Annotated in this window: 18 protein-coding genes; 9 read left to right on the top strand and 9 right to left on the bottom strand. The window is 68.9% G+C overall.

What is annotated here, in order from left to right; translation table 11 throughout:
• Nucleotides 1-178 precede the first annotated feature (178 nt).
• From WHH00_RS01030 to WHH00_RS01010, 5 genes are all read left to right on the top strand, one after another.
• Nucleotides 179-952, top strand: coding sequence for an ATP-binding cassette domain-containing protein (locus tag WHH00_RS01030; protein WP_406635740.1), 774 nt, complete (start codon nucleotides 179-181; stop codon nucleotides 950-952).
• A complete protein-coding gene (locus WHH00_RS01025; protein ID WP_406635738.1) occupies nucleotides 949-1,752 on the top strand; it encodes an ABC transporter ATP-binding protein in 804 nt (267 codons plus the stop codon). The genes WHH00_RS01030 and WHH00_RS01025 overlap by 4 nt, the downstream gene beginning before the upstream one ends.
• Nucleotides 1,749-3,020, top strand: a complete 1,272-nt coding sequence (locus tag WHH00_RS01020; protein WP_406635736.1) for an MFS transporter — start codon at nucleotides 1,749-1,751, stop codon at nucleotides 3,018-3,020. The genes WHH00_RS01025 and WHH00_RS01020 overlap by 4 nt, the downstream gene beginning before the upstream one ends.
• 102 nt (nucleotides 3,021-3,122) lie before the next feature.
• A complete protein-coding gene (locus WHH00_RS01015) occupies nucleotides 3,123-4,622 on the top strand; it encodes an ABC transporter substrate-binding protein (RefSeq protein ID WP_406638457.1) in 1,500 nt (499 codons plus the stop codon).
• Nucleotides 4,622-6,376 (top strand): ABC transporter permease subunit, encoded by a 1,755-nt coding sequence (locus WHH00_RS01010; RefSeq protein ID WP_406635734.1) that lies wholly within the window; start codon nucleotides 4,622-4,624, stop codon nucleotides 6,374-6,376. The genes WHH00_RS01015 and WHH00_RS01010 overlap by 1 nt, the downstream gene beginning before the upstream one ends.
• A 200-nt stretch (nucleotides 6,377-6,576) precedes the next feature.
• Here WHH00_RS01010 and WHH00_RS01005 read toward each other — a convergent pair whose 3' ends face one another.
• The gene (locus WHH00_RS01005) at nucleotides 6,577-6,810 is read right to left on the bottom strand and encodes a DUF3073 domain-containing protein (protein WP_050053419.1); all 234 of its coding nucleotides are present in this window, start codon (nucleotides 6,808-6,810) and stop codon (nucleotides 6,577-6,579) included.
• 272 nt (nucleotides 6,811-7,082) lie between these two features.
• Here WHH00_RS01005 and WHH00_RS01000 point away from each other — a divergent pair, with 272 nt between their 5' ends.
• Nucleotides 7,083-7,748, top strand: coding sequence for a septum formation family protein (locus tag WHH00_RS01000; protein WP_406635732.1), 666 nt, complete (start codon nucleotides 7,083-7,085; stop codon nucleotides 7,746-7,748).
• 50 nt (nucleotides 7,749-7,798) lie between these two features.
• On the opposite strand, the gene clpB is transcribed toward WHH00_RS01000, so the two are convergent.
• The 5 genes from clpB to WHH00_RS00975 all read right to left on the bottom strand — a co-directional run bounded on the left by clpB (nucleotide 7,799) and on the right by WHH00_RS00975 (nucleotide 13,723).
• A complete protein-coding gene (gene clpB, locus WHH00_RS00995) occupies nucleotides 7,799-10,444 on the bottom strand; it encodes an ATP-dependent chaperone ClpB (protein WP_406635730.1) in 2,646 nt (881 codons plus the stop codon).
• A 174-nt stretch (nucleotides 10,445-10,618) separates the two neighbouring features.
• On the bottom strand, nucleotides 10,619-11,665 hold the full coding sequence (locus tag WHH00_RS00990; RefSeq protein WP_406635728.1) for a sulfate/molybdate ABC transporter ATP-binding protein: 1,047 nt from the start codon (nucleotides 11,663-11,665) through the stop codon (nucleotides 10,619-10,621).
• Nucleotides 11,662-12,558, bottom strand: a complete 897-nt coding sequence (locus WHH00_RS00985; protein ID WP_406635726.1) for an ABC transporter permease — start codon at nucleotides 12,556-12,558, stop codon at nucleotides 11,662-11,664. Before WHH00_RS00985 ends, WHH00_RS00990 begins: the two co-directional genes overlap by 4 nt.
• The gene (modA, locus tag WHH00_RS00980; RefSeq protein ID WP_406635724.1) at nucleotides 12,558-13,319 is read right to left on the bottom strand and encodes a molybdate ABC transporter substrate-binding protein; all 762 of its coding nucleotides are present in this window, start codon (nucleotides 13,317-13,319) and stop codon (nucleotides 12,558-12,560) included. Before modA ends, WHH00_RS00985 begins: the two co-directional genes overlap by 1 nt.
• A complete protein-coding gene (locus WHH00_RS00975; RefSeq protein WP_231453825.1) occupies nucleotides 13,316-13,723 on the bottom strand; it encodes a molybdopterin-binding protein in 408 nt (135 codons plus the stop codon). Before WHH00_RS00975 ends, modA begins: the two co-directional genes overlap by 4 nt.
• Before the next feature lie 241 nt (nucleotides 13,724-13,964).
• Between WHH00_RS00975 and WHH00_RS00970 the strand changes: the two genes are divergently transcribed.
• Together WHH00_RS00970 and WHH00_RS00965 are read left to right on the top strand one after the other, a co-directional pair.
• A complete protein-coding gene (locus tag WHH00_RS00970) occupies nucleotides 13,965-14,834 on the top strand; it encodes a DUF4031 domain-containing protein (RefSeq protein WP_406635723.1) in 870 nt (289 codons plus the stop codon).
• Nucleotides 14,831-15,640 (top strand): 2-phosphosulfolactate phosphatase, encoded by an 810-nt coding sequence (locus tag WHH00_RS00965; RefSeq protein ID WP_406635721.1) that lies wholly within the window; start codon nucleotides 14,831-14,833, stop codon nucleotides 15,638-15,640. Before WHH00_RS00970 ends, WHH00_RS00965 begins: the two co-directional genes overlap by 4 nt.
• A 77-nt stretch (nucleotides 15,641-15,717) precedes the next feature.
• Here WHH00_RS00965 and WHH00_RS00960 read toward each other — a convergent pair whose 3' ends face one another.
• The gene (locus WHH00_RS00960; RefSeq protein ID WP_231453828.1) at nucleotides 15,718-16,119 is read right to left on the bottom strand and encodes a YccF domain-containing protein; all 402 of its coding nucleotides are present in this window, start codon (nucleotides 16,117-16,119) and stop codon (nucleotides 15,718-15,720) included.
• A gap of 115 nt (nucleotides 16,120-16,234) precedes the next feature.
• On the bottom strand, nucleotides 16,235-16,846 hold the full coding sequence (locus tag WHH00_RS00955) for a phosphoribosylanthranilate isomerase (RefSeq protein ID WP_406635719.1): 612 nt from the start codon (nucleotides 16,844-16,846) through the stop codon (nucleotides 16,235-16,237).
• A 120-nt stretch (nucleotides 16,847-16,966) separates the two neighbouring features.
• On the opposite strand from WHH00_RS00955, the gene WHH00_RS00950 reads away from it, so the two are divergent.
• On the top strand, nucleotides 16,967-17,590 hold the full coding sequence (locus WHH00_RS00950) for a HutD family protein (RefSeq protein ID WP_406635717.1): 624 nt from the start codon (nucleotides 16,967-16,969) through the stop codon (nucleotides 17,588-17,590).
• On the opposite strand, the gene WHH00_RS00945 is transcribed toward WHH00_RS00950, so the two are convergent.
• Nucleotides 17,580-18,917 (bottom strand): Gfo/Idh/MocA family protein, encoded by a 1,338-nt coding sequence (locus WHH00_RS00945; RefSeq protein ID WP_406635715.1) that lies wholly within the window; start codon nucleotides 18,915-18,917, stop codon nucleotides 17,580-17,582. The genes WHH00_RS00950 and WHH00_RS00945 overlap by 11 nt on opposite strands.

Here is an 18,917-nt window from a genome sequence, read left to right as displayed (position 1 = left end):
ACAGTTCCGAGCGAAAGAGCCCCGGCCACGGCCGGGGCTCTTTCGCGCCCGAGTGAACCGCAATAGTCAGGGTGCCCCGCCCACGAACATCCGGCGTCTCGACACCGGTTCTTTAATGCGAATGATTATTGATAGCATGGGAGTCGACCCGCCCGTCCTCACATGAAACGACGTTGCCATGCCTGCACCCGCCCTCTCCGTGACGGATCTCGCGCTCTCTATCGGCGGCCGGCAGCTTGTGCATCCCCTGACGTTCTCTGTAGGAGCTGGTGAGCGCGTTGCCCTGCTGGGAGCCTCGGGATCGGGCAAGTCACTCACGGCCGCAGCCGTGGCCGGCTCACTTCCCGACGGAATCAGTGCCAGTGGCAGCATCACCTTCGCGGCAGGATCCGGAAGAGGCCACGCCGCACTCATCCGCCAGGACCCGGCAACCGCCCTCAATCCCCTGGTGCCCGTGGGGAAGCAGATCGCCATCCCCCTGCGCATTGCTGGACTGAGCCGGACGGAAGCGGTGACTGAAGCCGGCCGGCTGCTGGCGCGGGCGGGAATAGGGGAACCCGCCCGGATCCTTTCGCGGTATACGGGCCAGCTGTCCGGCGGACAGCTGCAGCGGATCTGCATCGCCCTCGCGCTGGCTTGCGGCAGTTCCCTCCTGGTAGCGGACGAGCCCACCACTGCCCTGGACGCCGTTACCCAGCTGAAAGTACTTGCAACCCTCCGTGCATGGGGGGCGGAGGGCCGCAGCCTCCTTTTCATCACCCATGACCTCACCGCGGCCGCCTCACTCTGCACGCGCGCCCTGGTGATGGAGGCCGGGCAGATCGTGGAGCAGGCGCCAATGGCAGAAGTGCTGCGCACCCCCCAGCATCCGTACACCCGCCGCCTGGTGCAGGCCGCCCGGGCGTCCGGACAGCCCCTGGCTGCGCCAACAGCAACGGCAGTGGCGGCGTGACCGGAGCACTCGCGGCGGACGGCATCTCCTTCGCCTATCCTGCCGCCCTCTTCCGCAACAGCATGCCCGCGCAGATACTCCACAACGTCAGCGTTCGGCTGGCACCGGGCACTGGAACTGCACTGGTGGGAAGCTCGGGCTCCGGCAAATCCACTCTGGTCCGCATCCTGCTGGCGCTGGCAAAGCCTTCCTCCGGGACGGTGGCCCTGGGCGCGCGCCAGGTAAAGCCCGGCAACGCGCGGTCGCTGCGCTGGTACCGGCAGGCCGTGCAGTACATCCCGCAAAACCCGGCCGGCAGCCTTGACCCGCGAATGACTGTTTCCCAGCTGCTGGGGGAACCGCTGCGCCAGCTCCGGGTGGAAGGAAACCATCGGGCCCTCCTGTGCGAGGCGCTGGAACGCGTCGAGCTGCCGGCAGGGCTGCTGGACCGCCGGCCCGGCGAGCTGTCCGGCGGACAGAACCAGCGGGTGGCCATCGCCAGGGCGCTGGCAGTGCGGCCCGACTACCTGCTGGCGGACGAGCCCGTCAGCGGCCTGGACCTTCCCCTGCGGGACACCGTCCTGTCACTGCTCAGCGGCCTGGTGCGCGAGGACGGGCTGGGCCTGCTCCTAGTCACCCACGATCTCGCCACCGCCGCCCGGATCTGCGGCACAACCGCCGTCCTCTCGCAGGGCCGCATCGTGGAGCACGGGCCCACCCGCCGGGTACTGGACAGCCCGGGAAGCCCCGAGGCCGCTGCCCTGGTGCAGGCATCGGCGGCAATCCAGATCCCCCGCGACGTCCCGGCCGGCGCCCCGTGACGGCGGCAGGGATTGCAGGCCAGACGGTTGCGGTGCAGCGTCCCGCACCCGCCCTGCTCCTGGCCAGCCAGCTGGTCTTCAACATCGGCTTCTATGCCGTGGTGCCGTTCCTGGCCCTGGTGATGACCCGCGACTTCGGCCTGGCGGCAACGGCAGTGGGAATCGTCCTGGGCGCGCGCGTCTTCAGCCAGCAGGGCCTGTTCCTGGTGGGCGGCATGATCACGGACCGGTGGGGACCGCGGAGGGCCATGCTGACGGGTTGCCTGGTCCGGGTTTCGGGCTACCTCACGCTGGCCATGGCGGGCAGCTTTCCGCTGTTCCTCCTTGGTGCCGTCCTCACCGGCATGGGCGGCGCCCTATTTTCCCCGGCGCTGGAATCGCTGGTTGGGAAGGCGGAAGAACGACGGCGGGGCACCGGCGGGAAGGCACCGGCACTTTTTGCGCTGCTTGCCATCTGCGGCGAAATCGGAGCCGTGGCGGGACCCCTGCTGGGTGCGCTGCTGCTGGGCGTTTCCTTCAGCTGGGCAGCGCTGGCCGGGGCGGTGGTCTTCACCGTCATGACCGGTGTGTTGTGGCACAGCCTGCCTGCGGAACCTCCAAGGGCCGCGCCGGCCATGGAGAGATCCGCCGTTCCGCTGCCGCCAGCGGCCCGGCGGACCGAAGGAACCGCTGCAATGCTGCGGGACAGGCGCTTTGTGGGGTTCGCCGCCCTCTACAGCGTGAACCTCCTTGCCTACAACCAGCTCTACTTCGGCCTTCCGATTGAGCTGGGCAGGACCGGTGCTGGCCCCGGGGCGCTGGCCGGCCTGTTCGCCGTCGCCTCCCTTATGACAGTTGCACTGCAGTGGCCCATCTCCCGGCTGACAACAAGGATAGGCGCGGGGCGGGCCCTCACGGCCGGGTTCATCCTCAAGGGCATGTCCTTCGGCACGATGGCTGTGCTCACCCAGTTCCCGGCCACGGGCATCATGCAGTTCCTGCCGCCACTGCTGCTCGTGGTGGGGCTATGCCTGGGCCACATGTGCATCGGCCCCGTGGCCATGCCCCTGGTCCTGGACTTTGCCCGCGGCCGCCGGACCGGAATCTACTACGGCCTCCTCGCAAGCATGGGCGGCTGCGCCGTGCTGCTGGGCAACGTTGTCCTGGGACCGCTTTACGCGGGAGCCGCCCAGCCGGGACCCGCCGCCGCCTGGCCCTGGGCGCTGCTGGCGGCACTCACGGCGCTTCCCGCCGTCGGACTTTCCAGGCTGCTTCCCGTCAAACCCTAAGCCGGGGCGCCGCGCCCCACCCAACTGCCCAACCACCAACAGAACAGGTAATTTCCCGTGCCGCTTTCACGACCCAAAACAGGCATCGCCACGCTCTCCGCCATGCTGCTGGCAACAAGCCTGACCGGATGTTTCGCGGCCGGAACCGGCCAGGCGGCCGCGTCCGGCACAGAGTCTGCCCGGATCCAGCTGGCCATGATGCAGCCGCCCCGGTCCGGCCTGACGCCGCTGAGCGATGATGCCTTCAAGCACGCGCGCTGGAAGACCGCCGAGACACTGGTGGTCCTTGATGATCTGGGCGAGGCCCAGCCGGCGCTGGCTACCGGGTGGGAACAAGTGGACGGGACAGCCTGGAGGTTCACCGTCCGGCAGGGCGTCAGCTTCCACGACGGCACGAACCTGACCCCGGCGGAGGTGGCCGCGTCCATCACGGCCGCAACCCAGGCCAGCCCCAAACCGAGGATCCTCGACGGCGTGGAACTCACCGTCGAGACCGATGGCAACGACGCCGTGATCGCCAGGACGGCAACGCCCGATCCGCTGCTCCCCCAGCGCCTCTCCAGCCCGCAGCTGGCGGTCTTTGCCGCCGCGGCGTACAAGGAGGGCGGCGTCGTTGATCCGGTGAACGCCGGAACCGGCCCCTACCGCCTGGTGTCGGTGAACGGGACCTCCTCGGCGCGGCTGGACCGCTTCGACGACTACTGGGGCGAGAGGGCAGAGGCGCCGGGCGTGGATGTCCAGTTCGTTCCGGATGGCACCGCGCGGGCTGCGGCGCTCCGGACCGGAAGCGCCGACGTCGTCGAGGCCATCCCGGTGGGACAGGTGGCCCAGATCGACCCTGCCCTGGTGCATGAGGTTCCCATGCCGCGGACCAACACCCTGTACCTCAACACCAAGTCAGGCCCCTTCGCCGACCCCGCCGTCCGTGCCGCGGCACGCAGCGCCATCGACGCCGGCACAATCGTGGACAGGGTCTATGAGGGACGTGCGGACCAGGCGTCTGGGCTCCTTGGGCCTGCGCTGCCCTGGGCAGCCGGGGAACGCACCAGTGACTCTTACGTGGAGGCGCTGGCCGGCAGGGTTGCCGCCACCGCAGTGAAGGGGACCCCCATCCGGCTCGGCACCTTCACGGACCGCGCCGAACTCCCGGAAGTAGCCGTCCAGCTGGAGCAGCAGCTGGAGGCTGCCGGCTTCACCGTGGAACAGGATGTCCGCGAGTACCAGCACATTGAGTCGGATGCCCTGGCGGGCGCCTTCGACGCGTTTATCCTCTCGCGCGCCACCGTCCTTGATTCCGGTGACCCCGTGGCCTATCTGTACAGCGACTTCTCCTGCGCCGGCTCGTTCAACATCTCGCAGTTCTGCGATCCGGCAGTTGACGAGGCATTGGCGAAGGCTGCGGGGATCCCCGCAGGACCGGAACGCCGCTCAGCCATTGCAGCAGCAGAGAGCCTCATCCTGGCCCGCGACGCCGCAATCCCGCTGCTCCACGAGCGTGTCATCCAAGGGGAGTCCAGCCGGATCCGCGGCGTGGAGCGGGATCCGCGCGAACGCGCGCTGATCTCCAGCGGAACAGGCCTCACCGGCGATTCCCCGAAGTAATGCCCGCCGCCTTCATCAAGGTCACCGCGTCCCGGATTGCTGCCCTGCTGGGGCTGGTGGGCCTGATCGGCCTGCTGCCGTGGCTCTCCGGGCGCGGGGCTGAATACACCATCCTTCGCGCCCGGTACTCGGACCGGGAGCCCACCCCTGAGGCACTGGCTGCCGTCCGCGCCGAACTCGGCCTGGACCAGGGCCCGGTGGCGATCCTGTCTGCGTGGGCCCGCGGCGTTTTCTCCGGCGACCTGGGGACGTCCTGGATCAGCAACACCGCTGTGGGCCCGGGTATCGCGGCAGCCTTGGCCGTCTCAGTCACGCTGATGGGTTTTGCCATCGCCGTTGCAGTGCTGATTACCCTGCTGACGTGCATCCCCGCCGTCACGGACGGTATACGCCAGCGGCGCAGGCCGGCATCCGGAGCATTCTCTGCTGCCCTCACCTCGCTTCCCGAGTTCCTGCTCGCAGCCGTGCTGCTGGTGGCGGGGAGCATCTGGCTCCAGTGGTTCCCGCCCTTCGGGTGGAAGGGCCCGGAATATGCCGTGCTGCCGGCACTCGCGCTCGGCATTCCCGCCGGAGGCCTGATAGGCCTGCTGCTCTCCGATGCCCTTCGCGCAGGGTTCAGCGAAAGCTGGGTGGCAACCTGGCGGCTCGCCGGTGCCGGTCCTGCCCGCCTTACTGCCGCCGTCCTCCGGCGTTCGCTGCCGGCGGTCCTGCCGCAGATCGGGCTGGTCCTGATCGGCCTGACCGGCGGCGCGGTGGCCGTGGAAAAGGTCTATGCCATACCCGGGCTGGGCCGCGCCCTGCTTGGTGCTGCCAGCGCCCAGGACATTCCCACCCTGCAGGCAGGCATGCTGGCGCTGATGGGCTTGGCGCTGGCGGTGGGGACAGTATCCACAGCATTGCGTTACCTGTTGCTGGGACCCGCCGTCCGCTTTGGCACGCTCCCCCTGCCTGCGCCCTCCCGCGCACGGAACCGAAGAGCGCTGGCTGTGCCAGCCGCGGCCGCCACCGCCCTGCTGCTGATCATCGGGGCGGGACTGCTGCGAGATCCCTACACCTCCGCCCACAGCAGGCTGGCAGTACCCGGGTGGTCGCTTCCCTTTGGAGCCGATGCAAGCGGACGAGATTTGCTGGCACGGGTAGGGCACGGTGCGGTGGGAACCTTGGGTACCGCGCTCCTGGTGGTCCTGGTGTGCCTGGCAGTGGGGATCGCAGTCGGGCTGTTCCCGCTTGCTGCCGCCGGCCCCCTGGAGGTCACCAATGCCGCGCCGCCCATCCTGGCCGGCCTGGTGGTGGCAGCGCTCATCGGCCCTTCAGCACACGGGGCTGCCCTTGCCGTCGCGGCCGTCAGCTGGGCTCCGCTGGCGGCCCATACGGCAGCGCTGGCGCAGGAGGCCAGGGCACAGCCGTATGTGCAGATCCTGCCGGTGCTCGGGGTGGGACGTGCCCGGATTATGCTGCGGTACATCCTGCCGGCCGTTGCGCAACCACTGGTGCGCCACGCAATGCTCCGACTGCCGGGCATCGCGCTCGCCCTGGCCGCGCTGGGTTTCCTGGGCCTGGGTCCCCAGCAGCCGTCACCGGAGTGGGGACTGATCCTGGCCGAAGGCATCAATTACGTCGAGCGGGCACCGTGGGCTGTGCTGGCTCCGGCGTCAGCGCTGGTCCTCGCCTCAGTGCTCGCCGTGAGCCTGGCCGGTGCCGGCTCGGATGTCAGGCCTGCCCGGCCGCGTGCGGATGGCGTTGCCGCGAAATAGCAGCAGAAAGCCCGCTGCCTGCTCCGTTTCCGGTGCGGGCAGCGGGCCCAATAACTGAAGTCAGCCCCTGCGGTCCAACGGGACCGGGGAGCCGAAAAGAAGCGCTGCACTGGCCTAAAGACCAGGATCCATGTACTGGGTCCACTGGTGCTGCGGCGTCACCAGGGCTGCCCCGTTACGGCAGCAGCACCTTGCGACAACTAGCCGATCCGACGGGTGTCTACCTCGTCGTCGTCTTCTTCCAAATCATCCGCGTACTTATCCACATAAGCCGAATAGTCAGGTTCGACTGGCTCATTCGCATAATGGCTCGTGGCACGACTGCCAGGGCCCGTCAGCTCACGCTGAAGTGCCGAGTAGTCAGTGTTCGGGGAGTAGTACTTGATGTCCCGAGCCTGCTTGGTAGCTTTTGCCTTTTGACGGCCGCGCCCCATGGCGTGACCCCCTTTTGTACTTGGACCGGAGGTGGTCACCTTGGCGTAGGTGAGGCCCCGGAATGTTTGGTCAATTTGTCGTACACCTAGATTACATGCTTTCGACTGCCCCCGCTTGCCACAAGCGCCCCCCGAAGGGGGCGTGGGTTACCATCAGGGCGCCAAACCGCGGGTTTCCCGCTTTTTTCTTCGGTAGAGTCGCTAAAACATCTGTTGATATCCGGGCAGCGGGCTGTCCCGCCGCTGCGCAGAGAACCAGGAGGATGCACCACGTGAACCACCAGGACGTCCCGCCCAAGCCGGCCTCGCCGCCCACGGCTGGCCTGCCGCGCGTGCCTGCACCCGCAGCCGAACCGGTCCTGCACCCCCGCATGGAACCGCAGGCCGGAACTGAGGGGCGCTCCGGGAGGGTCAACGGGCGGACGCTGTGGATAGCAGTATTCGTCGTTGTGCTGCTGGCGGTCATCGGCTCCCTGGTGTGGCTTGCCCTCTGGCTGAACTCCAACCAGGATCCGGAAACTTCCGGGAGCGGCGCTACGGGCGTGCTGGAAACCGCGGTGACGCCTCCCGCCACGGCGCTGCCGCTGCCGCGGGAGGGAGTTCCGCCCGCAGAATTCGCGCTCGGCGACTGCTTCAAGGATTTCGATCCCGAGGCACTCGCATCCACCGTAGTGGCATGCGACACCGGGCACTCGGCCCAGCTCGTGGCGTTATTCCGGTACCCGGAGGATGATTCGTATCCCGGCGCCGAGGCGTTGAAGGCCAAGGCGCTCGAAGCGTGCCAGGCCGCCAGGCTGGGACCGGCCGCCAACGACTACGACCTCAACTACGAGCGCAGCTTCCCGAGCACCACCAGCTGGGAATCCGGAGACCGCAGGGTGGACTGCTACGTGACGGCACCGGGCGGCAACGTGGTCAACGCAAGCGTGCTGCCCTAGCGGCCAAACCGCCAGGGCAGCACCCCTGCCTTCCTGTCCTTCCGGCCTCCTTAGTCCTTGCGGCGGACGGAGAGGCCGCTGCTGCGCCCTTCCGCGGCCGGCAGGTCGGTTCCGGCTGCGGTGAGTTCCCCAACGTCCGCTGCCGTGTCCACCAGCACCGTGTCGCCGTCGCTGATTTCGCCGGCCAGGATGGCCTTCGCCAGGCGGTCGCCGATCTCGCGCTGCACCAGGCGGCGCAGCGGCCGGGCACCGTAAGCGGGATCGAACCCGGAGAGGGCGAGCCAGGCCCGCGCACCCTCCGTCACCTCGAGCGTCAGGCGGCGGTCGTGGAGGCGGCGGCCCAGTTCGTCCACGTGCAGCTCCACGATATGCGCCAGCTCTTCGACGGTGAGTGCGTCGAACAGCACCACCTCGTCCAGCCGGTTCAGGAACTCCGGCTTGAAGGATGCGTTGACGGTAGCCATGACGGCGTTGCGCTTGGCGTCCGCCTCCAGGGTCTGGTCCACCAGGAACTGGCTGCCCAGGTTGGAGGTCAGCACCAGGATCACGTTGCGGAAGTCCACGGTGCGGCCCTGCCCGTCGGTGAGCCGGCCGTCGTCGAGCACCTGCAGGAGGATGTCGAAGACTTCCGGGTGGGCCTTCTCCACCTCGTCCAGCAGCACCACCGAGTAGGGTCGACGGCGGACGGCTTCGGTGAGCTGGCCGCCTTCCTCGTACCCTACGTACCCCGGAGGCGCACCCACCAGCCGGGCCACGGAGTGCTTCTCGCCGTACTCGGACATGTCGATGCGCACCATGGCGCGTTCGTCGTCGAACAGGAAGTCCGCCAGCGCCTTGGCCAGCTCGGTCTTACCGACGCCGGTGGGCCCCAGGAAGAGGAATGATCCGGTGGGGCGGTTGGGGTCGCTGATACCTGCCCGTGCGCGCCGGACGGCGTCCGAGACTGCCGTGACGGCCTTCGCCTGGCCGATCAGCCGCCTGCCCAGTTCCTCCTCCATGTGGAGCAGCTTCTGGCTCTCGCCCTGCAGCATGCGCCCGGCCGGAATGCCGGTCCAGGCGGAGATGACCTCGGCGATGTCGTCAGCGGTCACCTGTTCGGCAACCATCTGCGTGGATTTGTCCACGACGGCGGCTTCGGCCTCCGCGGCAGCGTTCAGCTCGCGCTCCAGGGCGGGAATCTCGCCGTAGAGGATGCGGGAGGCTGTTTCCAGGTCGCCTTCGCGGGCGGCCTTGTCGTAGGCGCTGCGCAGTTCATCCAGCTTTGCCTTGAGGTCGCCCACGCGGTTCAGTCCCGCCTTTTCGGCCTCCCAGCGGGCCTTGAGGGCGTTCAGCTCCTCTTCCTTGTCGGCCTTGTCCGCCCGGAGCGCCGCCAGCCGTTCAACGGACGCGGCGTCCTTTTCGTCCTGGAGGGCCAGCTCCTCCATGGTGAGCCGGTCCACCAGCCGCTGCAGCTGGTCGATTTCCTCGGGCGCCGAGTCGATTTCCATGCGGAGCCGGGACGCTGCCTCATCCACCAGGTCGATGGCCTTGTCCGGAAGCTGGCGGCCGGAAATGTAGCGGTTGGAGAGCGTCGCAGCTGCCACCAGCGCGGCGTCCGCGATGGTCACCTTGTGGTGTGCCTCGTACCGCTCCTTCAGGCCGCGGAGGATGCCGATGGTGTCCTCCACGCTCGGCTCGCCCACGTACACCTGCTGGAACCTGCGCTCCAGGGCGGGGTCCTTTTCAATGTTTTCCCGGTACTCGTCCAGGGTGGTTGCACCGATCAGCCGCAGCTCGCCGCGGGCCAGCATGGGCTTGAGCATGTTGCCGGCGTCCATGGATGAGTCGCCGGTGGCCCCGGCGCCCACCACAGTGTGGATCTCGTCGATGAACGTCACGATCTGGCCCTCGGAGTTCTTGATCTCCTCCAGGACTGCCTTGAGCCGCTCCTCGAATTCGCCGCGGTACTTGGCGCCCGCCACCATGGATGCCAGGTCCAGGGCGATGAGGGTCTTGCCGCGCAGGCTCTCCGGCACGTCCCCGGCGACGATCCGCTGGGCTAGGCCCTCCACCACGGCGGTCTTGCCGACGCCGGGCTCGCCGATGATCACGGGGTTGTTCTTGGTGCGGCGGCTCAGGACCTGGACGATCCTTCGGATTTCCGCGTCCCGGCCGATCACGGGATCAAGCTTGCCGGAGCGGGCCATGGCGGTCAGGTCCGTACCGAACTTTTCCAGCGACTGGAAGGTGTTTTCCGGATCCGGGCTGGTGACCTTGCCGTCGCCGCGGACACCCGGCAGGGCGGCGAGCAGCGCCTCGTGGGAGGCGCCGGCGTCGCGCAGCAGGCGGGCCGCGGCATCGTTGCCGGCCGAGATCCCCAGGAGGAGGACCTCGGTGGAGACGAAGGTATCGCCCAGCCGGTCCGCTTCCTCCTTGGCATTCTGGATGGCCTGCAGTGCCGGGCGCGAGAGCTGGGCCTGCTGGCTGGACCCGCCCGAGGTGGCCGGAAGCGCCTTGATGGCGCTGCTCGCCTGCACGCTGACGGAGTCCGGGTCCGCGCCCGTGGCGCGGAGCAGCGCCACGGCGACGCCTTCACGCTGGTCCATCAGCGCCTTGAGCAGGTGGGCCGGCTCAACCTGCGGGTTTCCGGCCGTGGAGGCGTTCATGGCAGCAGCCGAGAGAGCCTCCTGGCTCTTGGTGGTGAATTTGACGTCCAAAGAGAGCTCCTTCCGGGGGCAGTTTTTATTAACTTGAGTCTACTACGCTCAACTTTGGTTTGGTGCCGTTCCTGACGACTGTTTGCCTACAGCGAAACAGCTCCAGGCGGCGACCGACAGAGTCGACAGACCCTAGTTCCGGGTGGCGGCGGTTTGGCCCCGCAGCGGACAGTCCTACAGCGGGTAGACGGACACTGCTGCGGCCTTGACCACAAGGTGCACCGTCATCCCCGGGACCAGCCCGAGGTCCGCCAAGGCGGCCGGGGTGATGTCAGCCGCCAGCCCGCCGCCCCGCACGCGGATCTGGTCTCCATGAGGTTCCAGGTCCGTAATGGCCACCGCGAAGGTGTTCCGGGGGCTGCCGTGCGCGTCTGTGAGGAATACAGAAACGGCCGACGGCGGGAACGCGGCCACCGCGGGACGGCCGGCGGGGACGGGGTCCTCGCTGTGGCCGGCAATATGCCCGCGGGCGGCCAGGATGCCGTCACCGGCGGAGGTTCCCACCACAAAATTGAGGCCGGCCAGCCCGGCCGCGAACGCGCTGCGCGGCTTCTGCAGGACCTGCCGGGTGGGGCCTTCCTCTGCAATCCGGCCGCTTTCCAGGATGACCACCCTGTCGGCGAGCATCAGGGCGTCCAGGACATCGTGGGTGATGATGATGGCAGGCCGGTCCGCCAGGACGCGCTTGAGCAGGCGCCGGAGCAGCGGGGCTGAATGGATGTCCAGCGCGGCCATCGGTTCGTCCAGGAGGAGGAGCCCGGGATCCGCGGCGAGCGCACGGGCCACCGCCACGCGCTGCGCCTGTCCGCCGGAGAGTTCGGCGGGATGGCGGTCCGCAAGGTCCCCGGCCTCAACGTCGGCGAGCCACCGCACCGCCTGCTGCATTGCCTGGCGTTTCGGCGTCCCCGCGCTCCGCGGCCCGAAGGCCACGTTCTCAGCGGCGGTGAGATGCGGAAAGAGCAGCGGCTCCTGGGCCAGCAGCGCGGTCCCGCGGCGATGGGGAGCGGCCCACCGCGGCTGCCCTTCGCCCAGGCGGAACAGGGTCCGGCCGTCCAGCTGGGCCTGCCCCCTGTCCGGCCTCACCAGCCCGGCGATGACCGAGAGCAGGGTGGACTTGCCGGCACCGTTGGGACCCATCACGGCCACCGTCTCCGTGGGGCCGAGCGAAAGGGCGGCGTCGAAACCGCGCCCGGCCAGGGCTGCCTGGAACGAGAACGTCACGGAACGCCCCCGCCCGTGCCGGCAGCCGTCGTCGGCCGCTCCCCCGAAGCCTGCTGGTTTCGCGCCTTCCCGCCCGGGCGCCGGTAGGCCAGGGCCACCACCGCGATGGCCACGGCCACCAGAACCAGGGAAAGCGCGACGGCGGCGTCCGGGTCGGTTTCGCGCTGCAGGTAGATTTCGAGCGGCAGTGTCCGGGTCACCCCCTGCAGGCTGCCCGCGAACGTCAGCGTGGCACCGAATTCACCGAGGCTCCGGGCGAAGGAGAGGACAGCCCCGGAGGCCAGCCCCGGCAGGACCAGCGGGAGCGTGACGCGCCGGAAGACCGTTCCGGGTGATGCCCCCAGCGTCGCCGCCACCGCCTCATACCGCTGGCCGCCGGTCCGGAGGGCGCCTTCGAGGCTCACCACCAGGAACGGCAGGGCCACGAATGTCTGGGCCAGCACCACGGCAGTGGTTGAAAACGCGATCTGCAGTCCCAGCACCTCCATCGCCCCGCCCAGGAGTCCCTGCCGGCCGAACGTGTACAGGAGGGCGATGCCGCCCACCACCGGTGGCAGGACCAAAGGGAGCAGCACCAGCGCGCGCAGGATCCCCAGCAGCGGAAACCTGCCGCGGGCCAGGACCACCGCAAGCGGAACCCCAAGCACGATGCAAAGGGCGGTGCTGGCCGCTGCCGTGCGGAGGCTCAGGCCCAGCGCTGCCAGGGCTGGACCGGAGGTGACCAGCGGGATGAAGTTGGCCCAGTTGACCCGTGCCACCATCGCCACGAGCGGGAGGACCACCACCAGGGCCGCCAGGACTGCAAGCGCATACAGCCAGCGGGGAACGCCGGTGTACCCAGGCAGGCCGGCCTGCCAGCCAGCCACCTTGTGCCCAACGGGTGCGCTACGCATTATGTGGTTCCCGGTCCGAAGCCTGCCGACGCCAGGACCTCCTGGCCTTCGGGTCCGGCTACGAATTCCAGGAACTTGGCGGCCGCGGCTTTGTTGCCGCTGCCGGCCAGCACGGCCGCCGGATAGGGGTTCACTGCAGCGGCTGCCTCGGGGAACGGGACGCTCTCCACCCTGCTGCCGGCTGACCGGACATCCGTGACGTAGACAAGCCCTGCATCCGCTTCCCCGGAGGTGACCTTGCCCAGGACGTCCGTCACGGAATTTTCCTCGCTGACCGGGCTGAGGACGGTTCCGGTGCTGCCTGCCACCCTGGCCGCAGCTGCCCCGCAGGGCACTTGCCTGGCGCAAGCCACAAGCCTGGTTCCGGTCCTGCCCAGGTCTGCGAAGGAGCTGATGCCGGCCGGGTTTCCTGCCGGGACGGCGATGGCCAGGGTGTTGGTGGCCAAAACGCGCGGTTCGCCGTCCACCAGGCCGGCCTCCTGCACCTTTTCCATGGTGCCGGCATCCGCCGATGCGAAGACATCCGCCGGCGCCCCCTGGCTGACCTGGGCGGCCAGGTCCGCTGACCCCGCGAAGCTGAGGGTGACGGTGGTGCCCGGGTTCTCCCCTTCGAAGCGTTCGGCGATCTCGGTGAAGCTGCCCTTGAGCGAGGCCGCCGCGAACACAGTGAGCGTACTGCTGCCACTGCCGGTGCACCCGGCCAGCGTGCCGGCCAACAGTACCGCCAGCAGCAGCGCCGTCAGTTTTTGTTTCCCCGTCACAGCGCCTTGCCCCGCGGCGTTTCGATGATGACCGTGGTGGCCTTGACCACCGCGGTGGCCACAGAGCCGGGCTCCAGCCCCATCTCCCGCACGGCCTCGCTGCTCATCAGCGACACCACCCGGAAAGGGCCGCACTGCAGTTCCACCTGGGCCATGACCTTGTCTGCGGTGATGCTGGTGACCAGGCCCACGAACCGGTTGCGGGCGGAGCTGCCCGTGCGGTGGGGATCGTCCGGAAGCTGCGCCAGCTTCTGCGCGTGCCGGGCCAGCTCCAGGCCGTCCACCGCCAGCCGGCCGGCGTCGTCCCTGCGTGGTGTCAGGCTCCCGTTCTCCGTCCAGCGGCGGACGGTATCGTCGCTGACGCCCAGGAACCGGGCGGCCTCGGCCACGCGGATAATAGTCATGGGGCAACTCTAGTCCGCACTTGCGGAAGATGCAGGAGTTTGTTTCCGCATCTCCGGATGCGGTGTTCGCGGTGCTGGCTGTTGGGCCGCTGCCCTTCGAGGCCGGCGTGCGTTCCCGCCCAGTTGCCTGCCCCGACACACCCAATCTGACGGCGCGCCGGTGCGGAAACCGGCTGCCGCCGGCACGTAAGCGGGCAGGAGCGCACCTCCGCCGCGAGCACCGCCCCACTAGACTTCCCCCATGGCCATCTTCATCGACCCGCCGCTGTGGCCTGCGCACGGAACCCACTTCTCCCACCTCGTTTCGGATGAGTCCCTCGAGGAGCTGCACGTGTTTGCAGCTGCGGCCGGCATTCCGGAGCGGGCGTTCGACGGTGACCACTACGACGTCCCGGAGCGCCGCTTCGAGGACCTGGTGGCGGCCGGTGCTGCTCCCGTCGAAGCCCGGATCCTGGTCCGCAAGCTGATCGCCAGCGGCCTCCGCATCCCCGCCCGCCGGCGCAACAAATCGTTGAAGGTTCCGCTGCTGAACCGCTGGAACACGGTCATGCCCGGCCACGACGCCCTTTTCCTGGACCTCCTGGACCGCTGGAGCGAACCGCACCGCCGCTATCACGGCTGCACCCACCTGCTCTCGGTCCTCGAATCCCTCGACCTGCTCACCGATCCCGCCGACCCGCCGCGCACGGTCCTGCTGGCGGCTTGGTTCCACGACGCCGTCTACCGCGGGGTGGCCGGCCAGGATGAGGAGGAGTCCGCCCGCCTCGCCGAAGAGCGCCTGCTGGCGGCAGGGCTTCCGGAGGAGGAGGCGTATGAGGTGGGTCGGCTTGTCCGGCTGACCTCGGACCACCGGCCGGAACAAGGGGACGACGACGGCGCCCTCCTCTGCGACGCCGACCTTTCCGTCCTGGGCGGGGAACCTGGGGAGTACGCGCGCTATGTAGCCGCCGTCCGCCAGGATTACGCGCACATTGGCGACGCCGACTTCGCAGCCGGACGCGCCGCCGTCGTGCGCCGCCTGCTGGAACTGGATCCGCTGTTCCACAGCGGCAGGGCAAAGGAGCTGTGGCTGGACGCCGCGCACCGCAACTTGAAAGGCGAACTGGCGTGAACGCATCCCCCTCCAACCCCCGCCACACCGTGACAGCAAGCGCGGCGCACCGGCAGCTGCCCTCCACGGTCCGGATGGAGTGGGGGCTCGACGGCGGCAGGACAGTAGCGTCCGGCGCCGACCTTGCCGTGGTGGTGGACGTCCTGTCCTTCACCACGTGCGTCAGCGTTGCCCTGGACCGGGGCGCGGAGGTTTTCCCTTTTCCCTGGAAGGACACCGGCGCCGAGGACTTCGCCGCACACCACGGCGCCCAGCTGGCCGGTCCCCGCGATGGGGGCGGTCTCAGCCTCTCCCCCTCGAGCCTCCGGGCGGCGGCATCACTGGACCGGGTGGTCCTGCCGTCACCGAACGGTTCCGCGCTGTGCCACGACCTGGCCGGCGACGTCCCGCTGGTCGCCGCAGTGAGCCTCCGCAACGCTGCGGCCACCGCGGAGTGGGTGGCCGCGAACCTCCCAGCGGATGCCGTCATCGCGGTGGTTGCCGCCGGGGAGCGCTGGCCCGGCGGCGGCCTCCGCCCCGCCGTGGAAGACCAGATCGGTGCAGGCGCCTTCATCGCCGGCCTGGTGGCCGCGGGAAAGGGCGGCTACGAGCCCGAAGACGGCCGGCACGGATATTCGCCGGAGGCGGTGGCGGCCATGGCCGCCTTTGAAGCAGCGGAGCCGCGCCTTCGCGAGATGCTCCACGGCTGTTCCAGCGGCCGTGAACTCGCTGGCGGGGGTTATGGGGCCGACGTCGACATCGCCGCCGAACTGGACTGCAGCGACGCCGTGGCCCTCCTGGTCAACGGGGCCTTCAGTCCCCGCTGACCGGTCCTGTCGGCGGGCTGGCCTCTACCCGGAGGCTGGCGCCCAAGCCGGCAGGCGAAATGGCCGGCAGCTCCCGCCTACCGGTAGGTGGAGACGAACGGCTGGCTGGTGGGCACGATCTGCTTGCCCAGCGGCATCAGGGACACCGGAATGAGCTTCAGGTTGGCGATGGCCAGCGGAATGCCAATGATGGTCACTGCCATGGCGAAAGCGGTGACCACGTGCCCGATCGCGATCCAGATGCCCGCCACCAGCAACCAGATCACGTTGCCGAGCAGCGGGAAGACGCCGGTGCCGCCCGGCTTGTCCACCACCGTCCGGCCGAAGGGCCAGAGGGTGTACGCGGCGATCCGGAACGAGGCGATGCCCCAAGGGATGGTGATGATCAGCAGGCAGCAGATGACACCGGCCGCGAAATAACCCAGCGCGAGCCAGAACCCGCCAAAAACAAGCCAGATGATGTTGAGCAGTGTCTTCATCTATCCATTGTGCCCCGGAGTCTCCTGCGGGCAGCTCAGGGGCTTCCCTGAGCTGCCCCTGAACCCGGGACCCTTGAATGCTGTATGGCGGAAACGCAGGCTGGAGGAATGCTGGCTAGACCCGGGACTCGGCTTTCGCTGCCTGCACGAAAGCCCGGACCTTGGCCAGGTCCTTGACGCCGCGGGAAACCTCAACACCGGAAGAAACGTCCACTCCCCAGGCGTGGGCCGCAGCTGACGCTGTCCCAACGTTCTCCGGATCCAGGCCGCCGGCCAGCAGCCAGTTGCGGCCCTGGAGGACGGGCAGTTCGGCCACGGAGGCGTAATCCCAGGCCTCGCCCGAGCCGGGAACGGCGGCGTCGATCAGGAGCAGGTCCTCACCCCAGTCCGCCAGTTCCTCCGGGGTGGCATCCAAGGTGACGGCCCTGACCAGCTTCATGCCGGCGTCGTGCACGGTGGCAACGTCCCCGCGGGTGCGCGTGCCGTGCAGCTGGATCCATTCCAGCCCGGCGGCGCGGGCGATGGCAACGGCGTCAACAACGGGCTCGTCGCGGAACACTCCGATCGGCAAAACCCGTTCCGGCACCTCAGCCAGCAGGGCCGATGCCTGCGAGGGCGAGACGACGCGGGGGCTGGCGGTGAGGACGAAACCCACCGCATCCGCTCCGGCGTCCACAGCTTCGCGAACAGATTCTGGCGCGCTGAGACCACACACTTTGACGAACATTCCCGGCTCCTTCAGGCTGTTTTCGTGTTGTCCCCCCGGAGGAGAGTAGCAGGGAAGGATGGGGGCTGCCGACACCTGCTGCCTGCTCCTCCACGTGGGACGGGCAACTAGGCTGGGCAAATGGAGATCATCCGCTTTGCCGACCTCAAACCCGAACCCTGGCGCAACGGCGGCGGGGTGACCCGCCAGATTGCCGGCCACCCCGGCATCGCCTCCGGACCCGGCGCCGCCTCAGGACACGACGGCGGGTGGGACTGGCGGATCAGCATCGCCGAGGTCAGCAAAGCCGGGGACTTCTCGCCGTTCCCCGGAATGGAACGGGTGCTCACGGTGGTCGAGGGCGAGCTCCTGCTGCTCACCGTGGACGGCGCTGAACATCCCCTCGAAAAGTACCGTGCGTTCCGGTTTTCCGGCGAAGCCGGCACCACCTGCGCCCTTCCCACAGGAGACGTGCGGAACCTGAACGTCATCACCCGGGCGGGGAAGTACAAGGGTTTTACGTCCATCATCGAACTCTCAAAGAAACGGGCCCATCCCCTTTTCGCCGGCCAGCTGGGTGTCCTGCTGCAGGGCCAGGCCACAGCCGCCGACGGGCCTGAGGCAGGCACCGCAACAGGGACCGAAGGACCAGGGCCGGTGGCCCTGGACCGCTACGACGCCGTGGTGGGCTCGGACAGCGGCTCCCCGGAGATCCTGGGCCGCGGCTTCCTGGCCGTCGTGTCCGTCGATGAGGTCACTGGCTAAGGCTGAAGCGCCCGACGTCCACAACGGCACTGTTCCGGCGTGCTTCCTCGGCGGCGAACACGGCGGCGTGGCTGACCAGGGACTCGTCCAGCCCGGACACCACCCCGGACCAGTCGCCGCCGGCGAGCGCGGCAACCCAGGCGGCGATGAGGCCGCGGTCGCCGCCCTCGTGTTTTTCGCCCCGGACCTGCGCAATGGCGGCCGGAACAGGGTGGACAGCGGTTGTTCCGGTCAGGAAGTCGTAGACGGAGATGGCTCCGGCCTCGATGGTGATCTCCCCGTGGCTGCCGAAGATACGGGTCCGCCGGGGGCCCGCGGCGGTGAAGGCAGTGGCGGTGAACGCGGCGGTTGTGCCGTCCTCGTATTCGATGTTCACCACCTGGTGGTCCACGACGTCGTTGTCCGAGAAGTAGACGCAGCGGCCGTAGGGGCCGGTGGCCAGGGCGTGCAGCAATGATTCCGGAGTACCTCCGGGATCCACGACGTCGGCGAAGTACGCCCGTGCGGGGTCCGGCCTGCCGCCGTTCGGTGGCCGGCCGGCGCCGTAGATCTTCAGCGCGGAGTACGGGCAGCGCGGCTCAGCCGGGCAGTCGGTGCAGCGGCGGCCTGCTCCCTCCGGCGCCCCCTCGGGACGGAAGTGTGCCAGCCGCCCGAAGGAGGACACCCGCACTGGCCTGCTGCCGATAATGAAGGAAAGCCAGTCGACGTCGTGCGTGCACTTGGCCAGCAGGAACGGACTGGAGTTTTCCTCGCGGCGCCAGTTTCCGCGGACGTAGGAATGCGCGAAGTGCCAGAAGCCAACAGGTTCCAGGTGCTGGACGGAAATGATCCGGCCTACCGCCCCGCCGGCCAGGATCTGCTTGAGCAGGACCGTCAGCGGGGTGTAGCGCAGCACATGGCAGACCGTTGCCCTGGTGCCGGTTTCACGGCTGAGGCGGTCAAGGTCCGCGCAGCCGGAGGGGTTGACGGCGACGGGCTTCTCCAGGAGGATCGGGTAGCCGTGGGCTGCGGCTGCCGCGAAGGGAGCTGCGTGTTCACGGTCCGGTGTGGCGATGATGATGCCGTCGGCCGGCAGCCGGGATTGCAGCATTGCCTGCCAGTTGTCGAACACCCCGCCGTCCGGTATCCCGAGCTCGTTTGCGAGCCGGCCGCGCAGCTCGGCGCGGGGCTCGGCAAGGCCCACCACGGTGGCCAGACCGGTGGCCACGGCCAGGCGGGCGTAGGCCGCACCCCTGGCCCCGGCGCCGGCGATGAGGAGGCGCACGGGGCGCCCGTGCCGGCGCTCGCCGTCGTCGTTTGTGGGAAAGCCAGGCGGCAGGGCACCCAC

Source organism: Pseudarthrobacter quantipunctorum, from assembly GCF_045291495.1.
GTDB classification, from domain to species: Bacteria; Actinomycetota; Actinomycetes; order Actinomycetales; family Micrococcaceae; genus Arthrobacter; species Arthrobacter quantipunctorum.
Note: the sequence above shows the minus strand (reverse complement) of the source record. Positions and strands in the feature narration are given on the sequence as shown.